Genomic DNA, 16,874 nt, shown 5'->3' with positions numbered 1-16,874 from the left:
TAACAAACTTCCATGAAAAATTGTTAGAGGGTTCTTTTTAAAATATGAAACCACAAGATCGCTCAATTGAAGGCCATGTATAACAAGGACTATTAAAACCATTGGCCAAATAAGTTAAAAATCGTTTAATAATATAATCACAATAACAGTAAAAATAGTTAAATAATCAACAAACCATGTCAGCCTATATAATCAAAATTAACATAAAACGAAGATTTTATGAGAGGTAAACAATGGGACGCGCTACAGCACAACGCAAACCTTTCCAAATTCTTACCAATCCTGATATAGAGAACTTATTGGGTGAGAACGCCCCACCTCTCTTCCCCGACGGGACACTATTCATAAACCGAAAAGTGAGCAAAGTGTATTGGTGTGTCGTATCTAACGGTGATTTGATGTCATTTGGAGGGCATGTTGGACGAAGTAAAAAAGCCTCGTCGCATAAGCTGCTGACAAGGCTAAGCGGGGATTTTATCGGTGGTTGGTTCTTGTGTCATGACATTAAGGTCATCTATACCGGGAATATCTCTCAACACCAATCTATCACTGAAGTAATTAAACATCGCAAGGTCTTTCGCAAAAGGCAAATTCCCGTAATGGAACCGACGATAAGAACCTTGAAAGATGTTAGATGTGCAAAAGATCTATGAGCATCAATAATGAAGAAACCAAACATGACCAATAACAATATTCAAGTATTCTCTTTTTTCTCGTTATGTTTAGTTAACAATTGGCTAATGCGAGATCTACTATCTTATTTTTCTCTCAAAAGAACATCTAGGTATTAGTTATGAACACACTAACAATAAATGAACTATATGACCGTTTGAAAGAAAAGAAAGTCGAATCTGTCTGTTCTCAATGTGGCTCTGAATATTGGCGAACACCAAAGATCAATAGTCGCTATTCCAATATTTCGGCTCTACCAGATACTATCTATACGGTGACGATGGGCAACATTGAATATGTACATCTCTGTTGCGATAAATGCGGTTTCACTCGTTTTTTCTCAAAAGCGCTACTTTTTAGTCAGTAGCGGCATAAGAAGATGGATAAAGAAACGCTCGCTCTCATCCTACTTTTATTTTCTGCCTGCGCTGTCGCAACGACAACGTATTACTTGCTCAATGCTTGTTGATATGGCGCGTATAGTTAAGTTTTTAGACCACCCGCTCACAAAGACCCTACTCAAGGTCTGCACTACTGACGGTGTTGAGCGTCTGGCCATTGCGATGATGTGGCTCTGCTTTCTTCTTTTGATAGCTCCAGCGTTTCTCACTCTCATGGAATTACTCACTTAAGGATTTTTTGTTTTTAAGCGATTACAACTGTCAATCAAACAAAGACAAACAAGGAGGAAGTACCTATGAAAAAACTGATATTTCTAGCGCTATCACTAGCTGCTCCGCTAGCCTTCGCTTACACAGTCCAGTACGACTATGAGTTTAAGAATGGTGATCATCGTATTTGCCATTACGATGACAACGGTCGTGACTACGTCGTTGAAGTCCCACTGGCGAAGTCTTGTCCTGCGGAGGTAGAAAGAAAATCCGATTAACGATAAAAGCCATCTTATACAAGATGGCTTTCTACTTTGTTGACTCAAAGAAATACTTCGAATTCTATGCTGTAAGTGTTAATTACGCTCTTTGGTGACATCTAGGTGTAAGCCCAATTGGTTAGCCATACTAAGTTCGTTTCGTTCAACAATCTCTTCGATTATTTTGCCTTCATTATTGAAACGGAAATAGGTAAGGCTAGTCCATGTCACATCTTTTCCTGACACATCAAAACCCATCCACGTGTTTGAATTTTCAGCCTTATGCGTTAACGCCACGACTACTTCGCCCTCAGTCTCGATGACTCTTTGAAACGTTGTTTTCACACTTTCGTACCGTTCAGTAACACAAGATTTGAGCTTAGCTTCAAACTCTTCAAGCCCTCGTAATGTTGTTCCGCAATCCGGTCTATGGATCAAAGCATCAGCCGCAAAATATTCGCCCACACGCTCTGTTGCCTTTCCATCAACACAAAATTCAAAATAGTCTTTAATTGTTTGAACTTGTTTACTTGTCATCTTTATTCTCCTTTTACTTTACCTTTGTTTTTATTGTTATTTTATTGGCATCAGTAGATTTGAATAGACTTTAAAAGGTGGATAGGATGTCAACAATTAGTACACAATAAGAAGAACCATGAATCTACTTACACTTATGCGCTCGTTTATCAGTACCGTTGAAGAAGGCAGCTTCACTGGTGCTTCAAAGCAATTAGGCGTATCCAAATCTCTGGTTAGCCGAAACATTCGAGATCTAGAAAATCATCTAGGCACGCGGTTAATGAATCGTTCAACGAAAACACTGTCTTTAACTGATGCAGGTAAACACTACTACCTTGAGTCAAATATTTTAGTGACTAAGTTGGATACGCTGAACGACAGCATTAGGCACGATAGCGTTGCAATGTCGGGTACGTTGAACGTTCTCGCACCGAATGGTCTTACCGAGATCATGTTAATGCCATTCATCTGCGAATTTTGTACTAGGTATCCAGAAGTTAAAGTTAACCTACTCCTTGATGACGGAGTAAACGATATCTCTTCGCAAGGCTATGACGTCGCCATCCGCTCGGGTAACTTAGTTAAACAAGACCTAGATCTTGTTGCTACGAAACTCACTGAAAACCAATGCATTGTCTGTGCGTCACCACAATATTTGCAAAATCATGAGCCGATTCTACATCCAACAGACTTATTGTCTCATCGGGTAGTTGAAGACCCAAATCTTAAAAACTATTCTCTATGGCGTTTTCGCAAGGGCATAGAAGAACACGACATTGAGGTTTCGCCTTCGATTTCGGTCAATAGTGTTCAAGCCATTAAAGTGGCGCTGCTCAACCACTTTGGTGTCGCTATGCTCCCAAGACAATTGGCTAAAAAAGAAATCATTGATGGCAAACTCATCGAAGTGCTCAGCCACTACCAATTACAAAACCGGGCAGTGTACGCACTCTATCAAGAACGAGTTAATACGCCTCGGAAAGTCAAAACATTCATTGAGGAACTTAGAGCTTTCTTGATGCTTTGACTATTATTGACTGTGACCCAAAAGAGTTTCAAATTAGCCTCAACTGCATTAGCATGTGGCTAACTGACGCTTTAATCCAATGGGTTCGAGTATCATTTCACTTCAGCTGATGGATTTTTGGTGCCTCAGCTTAAGCAACTGAATAGCAACAATGCGTTGATTACAAAAATATATGAAAGAAATTAGACCCTTACGTGAAGAAGTAGTAAAGATCGAGCAGCAAGTTCAACAGTGGTTGAAAGATGTGGTTATTGGTTTAAACCTTTGCCCTTTTGCAGCTAAACCAGAAAGAAACAAGCAAATCAAAACTTTTGTTAGTCTGGCCAATAATGAAGAAGGTCTTTTAGAAGATATTCTGGGTGAACTGATGTTATTGGAACAAACCGAAGTGAGTGATCTCGAGACCACGTTGGTTGTAGTTCCGAATATGCTTGAAGACTTTATGGACTATAACTTCTTTATTGATTGGGTCGAAGCACTTATCAAACAAAATGATTGGGAAGGTATTTACCAAGTCGCGACATTCCACCCAGATTACTGCTTTGGTGGTGCAGAGCCAGAAGACCCAGAAAATCTGACCAATCGTTCTCCCTACCCTATCTTCCACCTTATTCGAGAAGAAAGTATGGAGCGAGTGCTAAACCACTACCCGAATCCGGAAGCGATCCCAGATAATAATATTGATCGCGTCAGCGCTCTAAATGAATCGGAAAGAAAACAATTGTTCCCATATCTATTTGGTCATTGATCAAATTCAAGCTCTGCTCAAGTCAACCTTACATTGCGATTTTAGTCGTATCGAAACCGTTAACTCAGTGGTAGTTTCACCTTAATTGATTTGATGAGACTACCACCATGAAACCTTGGATTAAATTTATCCCTTTGATTCTGCTTGTCACCTATTTTGTGACCTACGACATCATGGATCAAATGGGACATGACAACGCAGCCCAAACTACGGCTCAAATAGAGTCAACAAAGTGATTAGTCTGCCCACTATGCTGTTAGTTTAGTGGGCGAACTTTTCCACGTATAAATGCCATACAATTCTGACAAGTCTTTGCTTTGTAGTATTCATGCCTACTGATACACTACAGCCATCCTTAAGACTCTATTCATTCGGCATTTTAATATGAGTTTATCTCTAACTATCTACAATACTGTTGGAGAAACAGGCATCGAACTTGCCACTTTTTCTAACGCTTGCTCCGAGAGCATTCTCGCCCAATGGAATGCCATATCAACAGCAAACCAAGTCACGCCTCACTACCTCGTGCTTTTAGATGGCAAAGATCATGTGAATAGTAAGTTTATTACTCAAAAAGAGGTGTATCAGTTACTAGAACTATGGGGCAATTTCGATGACTTTTATACTGAACTGCCAACTGACAGATGACACTTCCAACACAAACTTGTGTCTAGTTAACGCCCATTTTACTGCGCTATTGAGTACAAGATGTTAAAAGGCCACCTCGAAAGGTGGCCTTTAAGTACGACGACTCGGGACCCTAATTCCGAAACGACGTTTTCCAAAAAGTACGTGTACTTTCTGAAACTGTAGACCAACCCGTTCTCGTATACATGACACCGATTGGTCGAAATTCACAGCTTGTTTTGGGGATCGAAATAATTCTAATAACAATCATGATCTTATTCAATCTTACAGTGATTAGATCGTGAACAAAGTGTACACACAAATTAGCAATAGTGATAATTCAATCACACTTATATCTACAATACGCATATATCGCATTGCTAGCGAAAAGCCATGGTGTTTGATAGGATCGTAAAACCTATACCAAAAGACAGAAATCGATGAAATTAACCAAACTTACCCAAGAGATTTTCGATCACCTTTATCGTGATATCACTGAGTTCCGTACTACATTTGACCTACCAGTAAATGACTCTAATTCTCTAGATGATGCAGCGGATACTTTGCATAGCTCTCTTGCTATCGAAGAAATGACTGAGTTGGCCGAAGCTGACAGCAAAGTCGAACAAGCGGACGCGATCATCGATTCTGTTTATGTCTTAATGGGTCGCTTAGTGCACCTTGGCGACAGCAAAGTAGAAGATAACGTGGCTATCAGTTACCTTATTGAGCTTCTACTGCATGTAGCAGCCAACCGCGACATCGACTTCATCAAATGCTGGGATGAAATCCACTCTAGTAACATGAGCAAAGTATGCCGCAACGAGCAAGAGTATGCGGAAACTGAAGCGCACTACGCGAAGCAAGGCATTGCCCTAATGGCCGTTCAAAAAGGCGAATACATCATCGCAAAATGTGCTGAAGATTTCGTTTCTGAAGCAAAAACAATTCGTAAAGGCAAAGTACTTAAATCCGTCTATTACCGCCCAGCAGATCTAACTCCTTTGGTATAGACCGAGCGACTTGCTTTAAAATGGCTATCCTTGTGATAGCCATTTTTGTTTCCCTTAGAATCATTCACCCCTTCGCTTTATTTCTACCTATCAAAACTGCAAGTTATGATTGAGCATCTATGCACATAACGAGATGAGCGTACAATGCCAGCCATTCGATACCAAGGCAAAAAACCTAATGCAAGTTTATAAAAACTGGCGCTAGTTTAATACCTTAGTGCTATCGAATAACTCTTGTCGGCGCTCTCCCAAGCGTCACAGCTATACGCAGACTGATTGAGGCATCTTTGCCTTCTTGAGGTCAACACAGCATTGGTCACGGCATGTAAGTAATTACACGATTACTCACTGCGATTAGGTATCGTCCCAGATATCTGGTTGTGACTACAAAATCCCAAAAATGAACGCTCGGCGACAGCCGAAACAAAAAGAACTTAGGTTCTAAACGACAAATTCGTACTTGCGCTCGCGCGAAACGAAGTTGGCTTTTTACAATTTGATAATTAGGACAGAACTCATTTATATGGCAGTTTTTAGTAAAGAAGAGTGGTTTAGTAACATCAGCAACGATCTCTTAGCAGGTATTGTTGTCGCCCTAGCATTGATTCCAGAGGCTATTGCCTTTTCGATTATTGCAGGATTAGATCCTAAAGTAGGCTTGTATGCCTCGTTTAGTATCTGTGTCGTCATTGCTTTTACTGGCGCAAGACCTGGCATGGTCTCAGCGGCTACTGGAGCCATGGCTTTATTGATGACCTCTTTGGTTAAAAACCACGGATTGGATTACCTTTTGGCAGCAACCCTGTTAACCGGAGTGATTCAATATGTAATCGGTTGGCTTAAACTGGGCAATCTGATGCGATTTATCGCCAAATCGATCATTACTGGGTTTATCAATGCGCTAGCCATTTTGATCTTCATGGCACAATTGCCTGAGTTGACCGATGTGACATGGCACGTGTACGCACTAACACTAGCAGGATTAGGCATCATTTATTTGCTTCCTTTAATTCCTAAAATTGGCAAGGCGTTACCCTCTCCTTTGGTGTGTATTGTCGCGATTACCCTAATCAGTACCTACCTGGGTTTTGACGTCAGAACCGTTGGTGATATGGGTGAACTGCCTAATACTTTACCAGTGTTCCTTTTACCTGATATTCCATTCAATTTAGAAACGCTGCAAATCATCTTCCCTTATTCACTTGCCTTAGCAGTTGTTGGCGTGTTGGAGTCACTAATGACGGCGACCATCATTGATGATTACACCGATTCAACCAGTGATAAGAACAAAGAGTGCAAAGGTCAAGGTATTGCTAATATTGTTGCAGGATTACTGGGCGGCATGGCTGGTTGTGCCATGATTGGTCAGTCTATGGTTAACATGAAATCAGGAGGAAGAACTCGACTGTCCACCTTATTTGCCGGCGTAGCATTGCTGGTAATGGTAGTTTTTCTTGGCGACTTCTTAAAGCAAATCCCAATGGCTGCACTTGTCGCTGTGATGATTATGGTTTCCATCTCCACCTTCTCTTGGAAATCGCTGGTCGAGATAAAACATCACCCACTCCAATCCAATGTCATCATGCTAGCAACGGTGGTATCCGTGGTTATGACACATAATCTCGCCATCGGCGTGCTAGTTGGCGTACTTTTGGCTTCCGTATTTTACGCCAATGCCAGTATCTCTATCATGGATGTGGTCGACGAAGTTATTGTTGATGGAGAGCATATTACTCATAAGGTTCATGGGCAGATTTTCTTTGCATCAGCCTACGACTTCGTTGATATGTTTAGCTATGACAATGAGCACCCTGTGGTCACAATCGATTTATCAGATGCTCACTTTTGGGATATTACCGCGGTTGATGCCTTAGATAGAGTGGTATTACGTTTTTCCAAACTTGGTAATCAAGTTGAAGTCATCGGGATGAATCCTCAAACCGAAGCTCTGGTCAGAAAATACGGTAAATATGACAACCCTAACTTCTTAACTATGACATTCGGTCACTAATCACCATTGGGAGAACCAACAATGAGCTTACGTTATGACGAAGAACTCGCTACCTATTTTGGTGATGAAGATATGAAGTTAGATCGGCTTTTGTATCTACTGGAGCAAACGCGGAGATATGAATCAAGATTATATTGGATGAAATTGAAAGTGATGATTTTTGGGATCGCAATTCCATCCATTTTATCTGTTATTGCGATTTTCGTGGCTCTCAACCACTAATGTTAATTCTTCAGTTCAATCATTAAGCTAAGCATAGGTTAGCTGTACAAAGCTAACCTATTACGACGATGAGGCTGTTCGTCCAAATGCGCTGATCATTCTATTAACGGCATCATTAATCTTCAAAAATAAGATAGGCTCTGCCGTTATGCTCAACCTTTTGCACATTGGTCCTGTAAACCGAGTTAATGTTCTCAACTGTCAGAACATACTGGCTACTCCCTACCGCTTCGAGTACACCATTGCTCAATAGCACAACATTGTCCGCCCTTCTCAAAGTCACGTTCAGATCGTGATTCGCCACAACGACAGTTGTACCCTGTCCAGTGACAAGATCTATGAGTCTATGGAGGTATTTTTCCTGGCCAATATCAAGTGGAGCCGCTGGTTCGTCCAGAATTAGATATTTGGCTAATGGGTTGATGGGTTTCCAAACTTGAAGACAACAAGCCGCTAACCGCACTCGCTGCCACTCACCACCAGATAAATGATGGACGGTACGACTCAACATGGTATCCAGATTAAGCAGTTCGACAATAGATAGAATGGCTCGATTTACCTCTTCGCTGTCATCTCTGCAATTTGCAGGAATGGATAACGAAAGAAACTGGTAAACAGGCATATTGAACGCTGGGCGAGCGGATTGACTGAGATACGCTCGCGTTAATGCAATATCTGGCAGAGATAAGGTCGACAGCGTCGTACCTTCAATAACAATGTCACCTTGATAGTCAATCACACCAGCTAAAGCTGCTAGTAAGGTGCTTTTGCCACTACCGTTCGGACCAATAACATGCGTTAGTTGTCCCGTTGGGATATCGATCGTCAATGGTAGTAACCTAGTGCCAATAGTTAGGTTATGAACTTGAATCATGACTCTTCACCAGCATCCAAATAAAGATCGGCGCTCCTATTGTCGTGGTCATCACTCCAACGGGTAGCTCAGCAGAATCCAATACTAGTCGCGCAAGTATGTCAGAGATCACCAACAATGTTGCTCCCGTTACCGCAGACAATGGCAACAAGTAACGGTTTTCAGTGCCGAAAGCCAAGCGAAGTAGATGCGGGACAACTAATCCAACGAAGCTAATCACACCACCTAAAGCAACCGAGCCACCTACCAACAGCGATACACAAAGGATGAGTTGCCAACGGACGCGGTTTACATCCACACCCAATTGCTTAGCGTGAACTTCTCCTACCATCAACTTATCCAAAACCTTACCTTGAAGGCATAGCCAGACGCCTATTGGAATCATTAACACCGTGAGAACATGTTGATACCAACTTACGCCACCGACGCTTCCCATCAACCAGTACATTAACTGGCGAAGACTAAGCTCGTCACTGAAGTAGAACGCCCAAGTCACCACAGCGCTAGATAGAATTCCAAGTGCGACCCCCACTAACAGCAGTCGAGTTGTTGTCAATCTCATGGTTTTGGCCATACTCACCAATATCAAGGTGAAGCCAAGTGCCCCAACCACCCCGGATAACATAAAACCCAGTGGCGTCGCAGCCGCGGGAAAAGCAAACAAAATGATCACCATTCCCAAACTGGCACCGCCTGAAATACCCAGGACACCAGGTTCTGCGAGTACATTACCTAACAACACTTGCAGCGAAGCACCAGAGAGCGCGAGCGCGGCTCCAATCGCAGCGGCAGCAAGCAGTCTTGGTAAACGCAAATCATAGAGAAGACGAGACTCAAGTGCGGTCTGAGGTGAGAACGGATTAATAAAAAGCTCTCCAACCGATAGGTGGAGTAACGCGAAAATAACTAAGACGCCAGTCATCGCAATAATCAATTTGCGCCAGCGTCTTTGGTTTTGATTCAGTAACTGATTGAATTCCATTTGAGAAGCATAACAGCGGCGATGCAGAACGCCACTGTTTTTCGATCAATCGTAGACCAGTTGGTCATCCTCATAGCGGGTTGCCACTTTAACCACCATCAAGGCAGCGCGTTGCCCAACCACCACTTTGCGGTTCGGAAAAACAATGGCTTCATGATCGTTCTTTGCCATTAATGGTTTATCACCGTCATGGCCAAAGACTTCACCGTGTTTAAACTCTGTGAAATTCTCGACATCATCGTCAAACAAGAAGCCAAAATCATCATGGTGACGAACCACAGTGCGTGACACACGATAAATGACTGGCTGCTTCGCTAAATGCTCTGGTGTTTCTTCAGACAACAGATCTCGAGTAGCAATATCAAACGCAAGCAGTTTTTCCAGATCGTTTTCGCCAATTCGCGCTACACGCCCAAGTTCCATTGTTAACGCTTGTGCGCCATAATTCTCGGCGGAGAACCAACTAAACGTACTCGACGGCGCATTGGATAACAGCACCGCATCCATATGCGCGCTCGCAACGTAATCAAACAGAGCCTTGCTTCTTACCGCATGTCGTGCACGAGGGCTAACGACAAAAGAATAGTGTTTTGATTCACGAATCGCACAGTGCAAATCCAAATGCCAGCGACTTGCCTCTTCTGTTCCTTGATAAAACTTGTCGACTAACAATCTCAAGTGCTTAGCAATCGCCACCTCACGGTTTACGGCGTGCTCTTTACTACCGAATAATCGATTTAGATTCTCATCAATAAAACGCGTATGTCGGTTGGTAGCCTCTGGATGAGCAATGATAAACAGACAACGAGCATTCAGCTTTAAAAAGCCCGATTCTATGTCTTCCACCATTTTGCTGACCAGTTCCATCGGTGCTGTTTCGTCACCGTGAATGCCACATGAAATTATGATGTGTTTACTGTCTTTATCTAGATGTTTTGGGGTAACTTCTAGTACCCCACGATAACTCAGTTCCATTTTCACTCCATCTGGAGTGTTCAGCGATTTTGCAGTGAACTCAGTTTCGGTTTCCAATGTATCTTTCAGAAATGACTGGCGAAAAAGCGATTTCGTCATGCGCTGCTCCCTATCTAACAGCGGTATGGTAATGAAACATTCAATAAATTTATACGGATATGATCGCGTTTATCGAAGTAAGTCTCGTAACTTTAAGGCAAAACACCTATTTTACCGAAAAATCAATGTTGAGCACTACGCATGTGGTGACATAACTACCCTATCACCACAGACGTTTCAGGCTTTCTTAACTTTCTAGGCTATCAAGCAAAGATTCAAATTCATCCACTTTCAACGCCAACTTAGCCATTCCTTCATTCCAAAATGAGGCTTGAGTTAGGTCTTTACCCATGTGCTTCAACACCACCTCTTCAGCTAAATAAGACCCTGTATCTCGTAACAAGGAAACATAGTCAGGGAAGAATGCCTCTCCTTTGGTTGTACGCTGTGCATAAACACCCTGGCTAAATAGATAACCAAATAAATATGGATAGTTGTAGAAACTCAGTTCAGAGATGCTGAAATGCAGCTTGCTCGCCCAGAAATATGGATCGGTTCCTGACATGGAATCACCATACCAATCACTCCATGTTGTCGACATAAGTTCGCATAGCTGTTTGGCGTCCAACTCACTTGTTTCTCGGGCTTCATAGAAGGCTTTTTCAAACTCATAGCGCACTGGAATATTTATCGTCAGAGCGTAGGCAGAAGATAACTCCTCCCACAGCATTTCTAGCTTCTCTTCCGTGGTTTGCGCTTGATCTAACAAGTAATCTCGAACGATATTTTCAGCAAAAATGGAGGCCGTTTCTGCCAAAGTCATCGGGTAATGAGTGCGACACAGAGGCAAGTCACGCATCACCCAGTTGTGAAAAGCATGTCCTAGCTCATGAGCTAACGTTAGCAAATCCGAGCGGCTACCACCCCAAGTCATAAAGACCAATGGCGTGCGTGTCGCGGCAAGCTTGGTACAATACGCGCCTAAACGGCGGTTGTTTGACGGCTTCGCATCAATCCAACCATTATCAACCATGGTTTGAACAAACTCCGCCATGGATGGGTCGACCTGTTCAAATGCGGCTTTAATGACCGCGATGCCTTCTTCAAAAGAATAGATTTGTGCTTCGCCACTGTTTAATGGTGGCATCGCAGCGAGGTGGTTCCAAGGTGTCATCGCATCAAGTCCATGAACGCGAGCCATTAATCTTCCCGCTTTCTGACCTATTGTTTTACTCTCATTAGCAGCAGACATCATCGCATCCAGTGTTTCTCGTTGAATACGATTCTCGCGCAAGCTAGAGTCTAAGAAATGTTCTTGCTTCGCTTTTGAACGCTTTTTACCTTCATTGTGTCGCCAACCGGCTAAGGCATTCACGATGGCAGCAAACGACGTTTCATTAGCTTTCATCGCTGATTGAATGCCTTCCCAAGCAGCTTGCTGCTTAGCAAATTCACCACCATACAAGAGACTCGCCGCTGTTGAAAATCCTACGGTTTCAGAGCCGGAATCCGTTTTGATATCAATGGTCAGTGAGCCAGTAATATTATCGTATAACCTGCCCCATGCATCGCGTCCGTCTACTTGCATCGCTGAAAGCAGTTGCTCTTCCTCAATGCTCAGCTGAGTTTCGGCTTTGCGCTGCAATAACTCAATTTGAAAACCTTGCCCGGAGACTGAAGGATTATCATGATTTAAAACTTGTTCTATGAATGACACTTCCGCCAACGCTAGGGTATTTTCATACGGCGTAAACGCCTGCTCCAGCTCTGAGTTGAGCTGAGCAATACGTCCAATTAACTGTTTGGCTTGTGTATTTTGCGCATCTGTAGAGGCATAGCAATTTGCCAAGGTATTTACGGTCGCCAACAAAGTGCCAGCCGCCTCCATGGTTTGAATCGCATTTTGCATCGCTGACACGTTTTGACGTTCACCACTATGGCTATTCAACAATTCAATAGAACGTTGAATCAAAGCAATGTCTTGCTCTACTTTTGGATCATCAAGGTTTTGATAAGCTATTGATAGATCCCAAACGGCTTTGTTCATTGCGATATTTCCTTGTATTAGTGTTTCGCGAAACCTAAACATCATTGATTCCACGAGACCTAGTTAACGGTTGCTGACAGCCTTCGAAGAGGCACAGCTGCCGTAACTCACTGTTATAACTTAAAAGAATGTAGAGAGGCCCCGACCGTTTTCACTTTTACATGCGCAGGGAACTCGGAATTAAACTGTAAATGAGTGATAGAGGCATTGCCAATATCAAGCGTTGAGTAGAGCTTTGGATTGGCCCAATCTAAACCAACAACTTCCGCTAAAATCAATCGAATTACACCACCATGAGCAACTACCAATGTTGTTTTATTGGGCTGACTAAGTAACGCAAGAAGGCTGTGCCAACCGTGAAGAACACGAGCTCTAAATTGACTCACTGACTCGGCTTGTGGAAGAGGATGGTTCACCGGGTCACTCCAAAACGGCTCGACGCTCAACCAATCTTGTTTGCTCATCTTATCAAATGGGACACCATCAAAGGTGCCAAAGTTCATTTCAGCCAATTCATCGACGTGCGCTACATCGATATTCATCGTTTGACTTACCATTTGCGCTAGCGTGGCACAGCGCTTTAAAGGAGAAGAGTAGATGTTTTGAATATCAATTTGTGTGGCGGCCAAAGCTGAGACAATGTCTAGGTTGGTATTCTTAGCAACTTCAACATCGGTTACGCCGTATAAAGCTGGAGGCGCCGATACTTTGCCGTGACGCATCAGTAAAATGTTCTGCATTACCTTCCCTTGTTACTCCGCTCCGCAGTTACTTCAAAACTAACGGTAAACCAGCGGCGACAAACACAACTTTCTCTGCAATCTTTGCGATTTGTTGGTTCATACGCCCCCCATTATCCACAAAAAGGCGAGACACTTCGCCCATAGGCACAACCCCTAAGCCGACCTCGTTCGACACGACAATTACATGCGCATCACATTGTGCTAAGGCCTTGACTAAGGTTTCAATTTCCCTCATTAAACCCAGATCATCACAGTCGTCACCTAAATGGAAAAGGTGGTTGTTCAGCCACAACGTGAGGCAGTCAATAAGTACGACATCCGACGATGAGAAGGTCGATAATTGCTCCACCAGCGCCAATGGGCACTCCCACTCTCGCCAGCCAAGTCCACGTTGGCGACGGTGGTGCTCAATACGAGCGCGCATTTCGTTATCAATCGGCTCAGAGGTTGCTACATAATGCTTGGTAAGCCCCTCGCTAGCGTCAATTAATTCCGACACTCTATTTTCTGCAAAGCTTGATTTGCCTGAGCGAGCACCGCCTATTATCAATTCTACTGGCACAGACTTCTCCTATGGCACAGTGTATGCGAGCAAGATAAGGTAAACCGACAGCTCCACGATTTGTTGCGCAGCGCCAAGGCAGTCACCTGTGAATCCACCTAATCTCGCCATAAGCCAACGTTTAAATCCTATTCGAAATAACAATGCCCAAATCACTAAAGTAATAGTGATTTGCATACCCCAATAAACCGCTGGAAGCAGTGCACACACAGCGAGAAAAATAAGCTCTTTTTGTGTTTGTTGATTAGCTAGCGGTTTGCTTTTGCTACCCTCTGGATCAGACACATACGGCATCGTCGATATCAACGACGCCGCGACGGCACGACTAAAAACATACGCCAGAATAATAGCGGCAATGAACTGGTTGTGGTTAGCAAGCTCTACAAGGGTGACGAACTTTAACAGTAACACCATCACGAGTGTGCTGACGCCGTATGTTCCAAGTCGGCTGTCTTTCATGATAAGCAGTCGTTTTTCGACCGTCATTCCACCGCCAATGCCGTCTGCCATATCTGCGAGGCCATCCTCATGAAATGCACCCGTTAATAGCAAACTAAACACCATTGTTATAACAACAGCGACAGACACTGGAAGCACAGTACTCGCAACAGTAAAAACGAGCCCACACAGTGCCCCAATAACAAAGCCCACTGCCGCAAAATAACGACCGGAGCGATTCATCCGCTCAGTGGAATATGGCGTGTTTTTAGGTATCGGCAAACGTGAAAAAAAACTCAATGCGAGACAAAACAGTTGCCATTGATAACGCCACCAACTGCGAGATTTTTCGTTACTCACACTGTTACTCCAGCACTCTCGAAGCTTGCCATTGAGTTATAGAACTCAGCCGCACATTTAATAAGTGGATACGCAAGTGCCGCTCCAGTCCCTTCACCTAATCTTAGCGACAAGTCTAAAAGCGGCTTCGCGTTAAATTGTTCCAATACATAACGATGCGCTGCTTCTTGAGAGGTATGAGAGAACAGTAAAACATCTTCTAAGCTTGGTTCTAACTTAGCGGCGATAAGCGCTGCAACGGAAACGATAAAGCCATCCACCAACACTGGAACGCGTCGTTTTGCTGCTTCTAGAAAACCACCCACCATATGAACAATTTCAAAACCGCCCAGTTCGGATAAGATCTCCATGACTGATTTGCTCTGCACTCTATCGACACCTTGCTGAACCAACGCCAGCTTTAGCGCAAGTTGCTCGGCATTAATTCCAGTCCCAAGCCCTACGCTCTGTGCCACTGGTAGCTCGGTGATAGCAGAAAGCAACGCTGATGCTGAGCTAGTATTACCAATACCCATTTCGCCAAACATGAGTATGTTTGCGCCGCTTTCTATCTTTGATGCGACGATATTCCTTCCCGCTTCAATACCTTGTGCAGCTTGTTCTAGTGTCATTGCAGGATGTGTGGAGAAATCATCCGTTCCACATCCTAAACGACTCAAAACTAAGGTACCTGAACTGTCTGGAACTGGCTCAAGCATTCCGCAGTCTACAACGTTGAAAGCTATCGCGTTAGCACGGCAGAAACAGTTAATTGCAGCGCCACCGGCAAGAAAATTCATCACCATTTGCTGAGTTACTGCACTTGGCGCAATGCTCACTCCCCGCTCGGCTACGCCATGGTCCCCTGCAAATACGATGACATGCGGATTTGATACATCGATACTAGTTGCAAAATGACCTAATGAGAGGCTTTGAATCTTTGCCAACTGAAAAGCGATGTCCTCGAGCTTTCCTAATGCACCTAGTGGCTTGGTCTTTTGGTCTATCCGATTTTGAATAGATTGATCAAATGTATTCGCGAGCATGATGTCCTTTCTTTATGATTCCACTTACTCTAACTCCCTGCAAAAACGTCAAAATTTGCATTAGAGCCTATGAGCTATACTTAGAGTTCACCTAGTGTACTTATTACGAGATCACAAACCAACTTTAGATCTCACCCAAATCTTGGAAGCATAACGTGAAGGACACCCCTGTATTGCCAAGATCGTATCAACAACCGTACATTGAGAAGAAGGAATTGAGTTAAATCGGACTAGGTGTTGAGAATAACAACATAACAAAGAAGTGAGGAGGCAATTATGCTTACCAATCAAAGAGCTCCGTCTAAAAAAGGACCGCAAAACAGTAACAAGAAACGTTCTAATGTCCCTTTATCACTGACGTGACCAAATCACTTAACTGTAAGTAAAATGGTAAAGCCCCCTACAATGCTGTAGAGGGCTTTTTAGTGTCCGTCGTTTTAGATGGAAAGTTGGCTCGCTAAGTGTCAATAGGCTGCTGAAGCTCAGAAAACAGCTGTGCAAGGCCATCGTCTGAGATCACTGGTGTAGTTTTATGGCAAGTAGAACAATTACTTGGCTTTCCATCGCACATTTGGCGCATCATAATATCGTCTAAATTGCGCGTACCTTGCTTACAATCATGCTCAATCGTTTTAAATACGTGACATTTATCTGAGTTAGGTATATCGGCTAACCCAACTATAGAAACTCCTTGCATCCTCGCAAGCACAAGAAGCTCTTCTATCTTCTGTTTTAATTCTTGATTCATATTATTATCCCGACTCTGGCGGTCTTTACCTGTCTATTTATACTAAAGTCTAATATACTTATTAAATCCGACAACCTTGATCACTTAAATTGATACATTTGTCATATTTCTAAACTATCGTTCTATTTTTATAAAACGCATCTCAAATGGCAGCGCTTTGTAACATGCTGGTAAATATATAGCTTACCGGAATATAAAATGGGTTAAATATCACACAATTGAGCCGCTATTTGTAATACGATGCATCATACTAACTACTACCCCAAAAGTAGGCTTATTGCACTGAAAAACTCTCACACGATCGAGCTTTAATCTACAAAACAATCAATAATAAAGAATTTTCACACCATAAAGAGTGGAATTTATACAAC

At 43.1% G+C, this 16,874-nt stretch carries 19 protein-coding genes; 9 read left to right on the top strand and 10 right to left on the bottom strand.

Annotated features, from left to right (window positions below; translation table 11 throughout):
* Positions 1 to 233 precede the first annotated feature (233 nt).
* From HW45_RS28415 to HW45_RS16765, 3 genes are all read left to right on the top strand, one after another.
* Positions 234 to 653 carry a hypothetical protein gene (locus HW45_RS28415; RefSeq protein WP_006070585.1) on the top strand — a complete coding sequence of 140 codons (420 nt, stop codon included), beginning with the start codon at positions 234 to 236 and terminating at the stop codon, positions 651 to 653.
* A 140-nt stretch (positions 654 to 793) separates the two neighbouring features.
* Positions 794 to 1,039, top strand: a complete 246-nt coding sequence (locus HW45_RS16770; protein ID WP_038222115.1) for a hypothetical protein — start codon at positions 794 to 796, stop codon at positions 1,037 to 1,039.
* Between the two features lie 330 nt (positions 1,040 to 1,369).
* Positions 1,370 to 1,561 carry a hypothetical protein gene (locus HW45_RS16765; protein WP_038228355.1) on the top strand — a complete coding sequence of 64 codons (192 nt, stop codon included), beginning with the start codon at positions 1,370 to 1,372 and terminating at the stop codon, positions 1,559 to 1,561.
* 78 nt (positions 1,562 to 1,639) lie between these two features.
* Here the strand turns inward: HW45_RS16765 and HW45_RS16760 are convergent, their stop codons facing one another.
* Positions 1,640 to 2,080 carry an ester cyclase gene (locus HW45_RS16760; RefSeq protein ID WP_006070583.1) on the bottom strand — a complete coding sequence of 147 codons (441 nt, stop codon included), beginning with the start codon at positions 2,078 to 2,080 and terminating at the stop codon, positions 1,640 to 1,642.
* Positions 2,081 to 2,198: 118 nt separating this feature from the next.
* Here HW45_RS16760 and HW45_RS16755 point away from each other — a divergent pair, with 118 nt between their 5' ends.
* The 6 genes from HW45_RS16755 to HW45_RS16730 all read left to right on the top strand — a co-directional run bounded on the left by HW45_RS16755 (position 2,199) and on the right by HW45_RS16730 (position 7,710).
* Positions 2,199 to 3,089 carry a LysR family transcriptional regulator gene (locus HW45_RS16755; RefSeq protein ID WP_038228353.1) on the top strand — a complete coding sequence of 297 codons (891 nt, stop codon included), beginning with the start codon at positions 2,199 to 2,201 and terminating at the stop codon, positions 3,087 to 3,089.
* Positions 3,090 to 3,261: 172 nt separating this feature from the next.
* Positions 3,262 to 3,837 carry a DUF1415 domain-containing protein gene (locus tag HW45_RS16750; protein ID WP_038228351.1) on the top strand — a complete coding sequence of 192 codons (576 nt, stop codon included), beginning with the start codon at positions 3,262 to 3,264 and terminating at the stop codon, positions 3,835 to 3,837.
* Between the two features lie 384 nt (positions 3,838 to 4,221).
* A complete protein-coding gene (locus tag HW45_RS16745; RefSeq protein ID WP_038228349.1) occupies positions 4,222 to 4,485 on the top strand; it encodes a hypothetical protein in 264 nt (87 codons plus the stop codon).
* 419 nt (positions 4,486 to 4,904) lie between these two features.
* Positions 4,905 to 5,477 (top strand): nucleoside triphosphate pyrophosphohydrolase family protein, encoded by a 573-nt coding sequence (locus HW45_RS16740; RefSeq protein WP_006070578.1) that lies wholly within the window; start codon positions 4,905 to 4,907, stop codon positions 5,475 to 5,477.
* Positions 5,478 to 6,000: 523 nt separating this feature from the next.
* The gene (locus tag HW45_RS16735) at positions 6,001 to 7,488 is read left to right on the top strand and encodes a SulP family inorganic anion transporter (RefSeq protein ID WP_038228347.1); all 1,488 of its coding nucleotides are present in this window, start codon (positions 6,001 to 6,003) and stop codon (positions 7,486 to 7,488) included.
* 21 nt (positions 7,489 to 7,509) lie between these two features.
* The gene (locus tag HW45_RS16730; RefSeq protein ID WP_006070576.1) at positions 7,510 to 7,710 is read left to right on the top strand and encodes a hypothetical protein; all 201 of its coding nucleotides are present in this window, start codon (positions 7,510 to 7,512) and stop codon (positions 7,708 to 7,710) included.
* A gap of 115 nt (positions 7,711 to 7,825) precedes the next feature.
* Here HW45_RS16730 and btuD read toward each other — a convergent pair whose 3' ends face one another.
* The 9 genes from btuD to HW45_RS16685 all read right to left on the bottom strand — a co-directional run bounded on the left by btuD (position 7,826) and on the right by HW45_RS16685 (position 16,503).
* Positions 7,826 to 8,584, bottom strand: a complete 759-nt coding sequence (gene btuD / locus HW45_RS16725) for a vitamin B12 ABC transporter ATP-binding protein BtuD (RefSeq protein ID WP_038228345.1) — start codon at positions 8,582 to 8,584, stop codon at positions 7,826 to 7,828.
* Complete coding sequence (btuC, locus tag HW45_RS16720) at positions 8,568 to 9,566, bottom strand: vitamin B12 ABC transporter permease BtuC (RefSeq protein ID WP_038228343.1); 999 nt, start codon at positions 9,564 to 9,566, stop codon at positions 8,568 to 8,570. Before btuC ends, btuD begins: the two co-directional genes overlap by 17 nt.
* 45 nt (positions 9,567 to 9,611) lie before the next feature.
* On the bottom strand, positions 9,612 to 10,640 hold the full coding sequence (locus tag HW45_RS16715) for a succinylglutamate desuccinylase (RefSeq protein WP_038228341.1): 1,029 nt from the start codon (positions 10,638 to 10,640) through the stop codon (positions 9,612 to 9,614).
* A 187-nt stretch (positions 10,641 to 10,827) separates the two neighbouring features.
* Positions 10,828 to 12,627 carry a M3 family oligoendopeptidase gene (locus tag HW45_RS16710; protein WP_038228338.1) on the bottom strand — a complete coding sequence of 600 codons (1,800 nt, stop codon included), beginning with the start codon at positions 12,625 to 12,627 and terminating at the stop codon, positions 10,828 to 10,830.
* Positions 12,628 to 12,740: 113 nt separating this feature from the next.
* Positions 12,741 to 13,367: a histidine phosphatase family protein gene (locus HW45_RS16705; protein ID WP_038228336.1), complete on the bottom strand. Its 627-nt coding sequence runs from the start codon at positions 13,365 to 13,367 to the stop codon at positions 12,741 to 12,743.
* A 28-nt stretch (positions 13,368 to 13,395) separates the two neighbouring features.
* Positions 13,396 to 13,932, bottom strand: a complete 537-nt coding sequence (cobU, locus tag HW45_RS16700) for a bifunctional adenosylcobinamide kinase/adenosylcobinamide-phosphate guanylyltransferase (RefSeq protein WP_038228334.1) — start codon at positions 13,930 to 13,932, stop codon at positions 13,396 to 13,398.
* 9 nt (positions 13,933 to 13,941) lie between these two features.
* Positions 13,942 to 14,730: an adenosylcobinamide-GDP ribazoletransferase gene (locus tag HW45_RS16695; RefSeq protein ID WP_038228332.1), complete on the bottom strand. Its 789-nt coding sequence runs from the start codon at positions 14,728 to 14,730 to the stop codon at positions 13,942 to 13,944.
* Positions 14,727 to 15,755: a nicotinate-nucleotide--dimethylbenzimidazole phosphoribosyltransferase gene (gene cobT, locus HW45_RS16690; RefSeq protein ID WP_038228330.1), complete on the bottom strand. Its 1,029-nt coding sequence runs from the start codon at positions 15,753 to 15,755 to the stop codon at positions 14,727 to 14,729. The genes HW45_RS16695 and cobT overlap by 4 nt, the downstream gene beginning before the upstream one ends.
* A gap of 457 nt (positions 15,756 to 16,212) precedes the next feature.
* The gene (locus HW45_RS16685; protein WP_006070567.1) at positions 16,213 to 16,503 is read right to left on the bottom strand and encodes a hypothetical protein; all 291 of its coding nucleotides are present in this window, start codon (positions 16,501 to 16,503) and stop codon (positions 16,213 to 16,215) included.
* Between the last annotated feature and the right edge of the window lie 371 nt (positions 16,504 to 16,874).

Origin of the sequence: Vibrio sp. ER1A (assembly GCF_000733315.1) — a bacterium.
GTDB lineage: Bacteria > Pseudomonadota > Gammaproteobacteria > Enterobacterales > Vibrionaceae > Vibrio > Vibrio mediterranei.
Note: the sequence above shows the minus strand (reverse complement) of the source record. Positions and strands in the feature narration are given on the sequence as shown.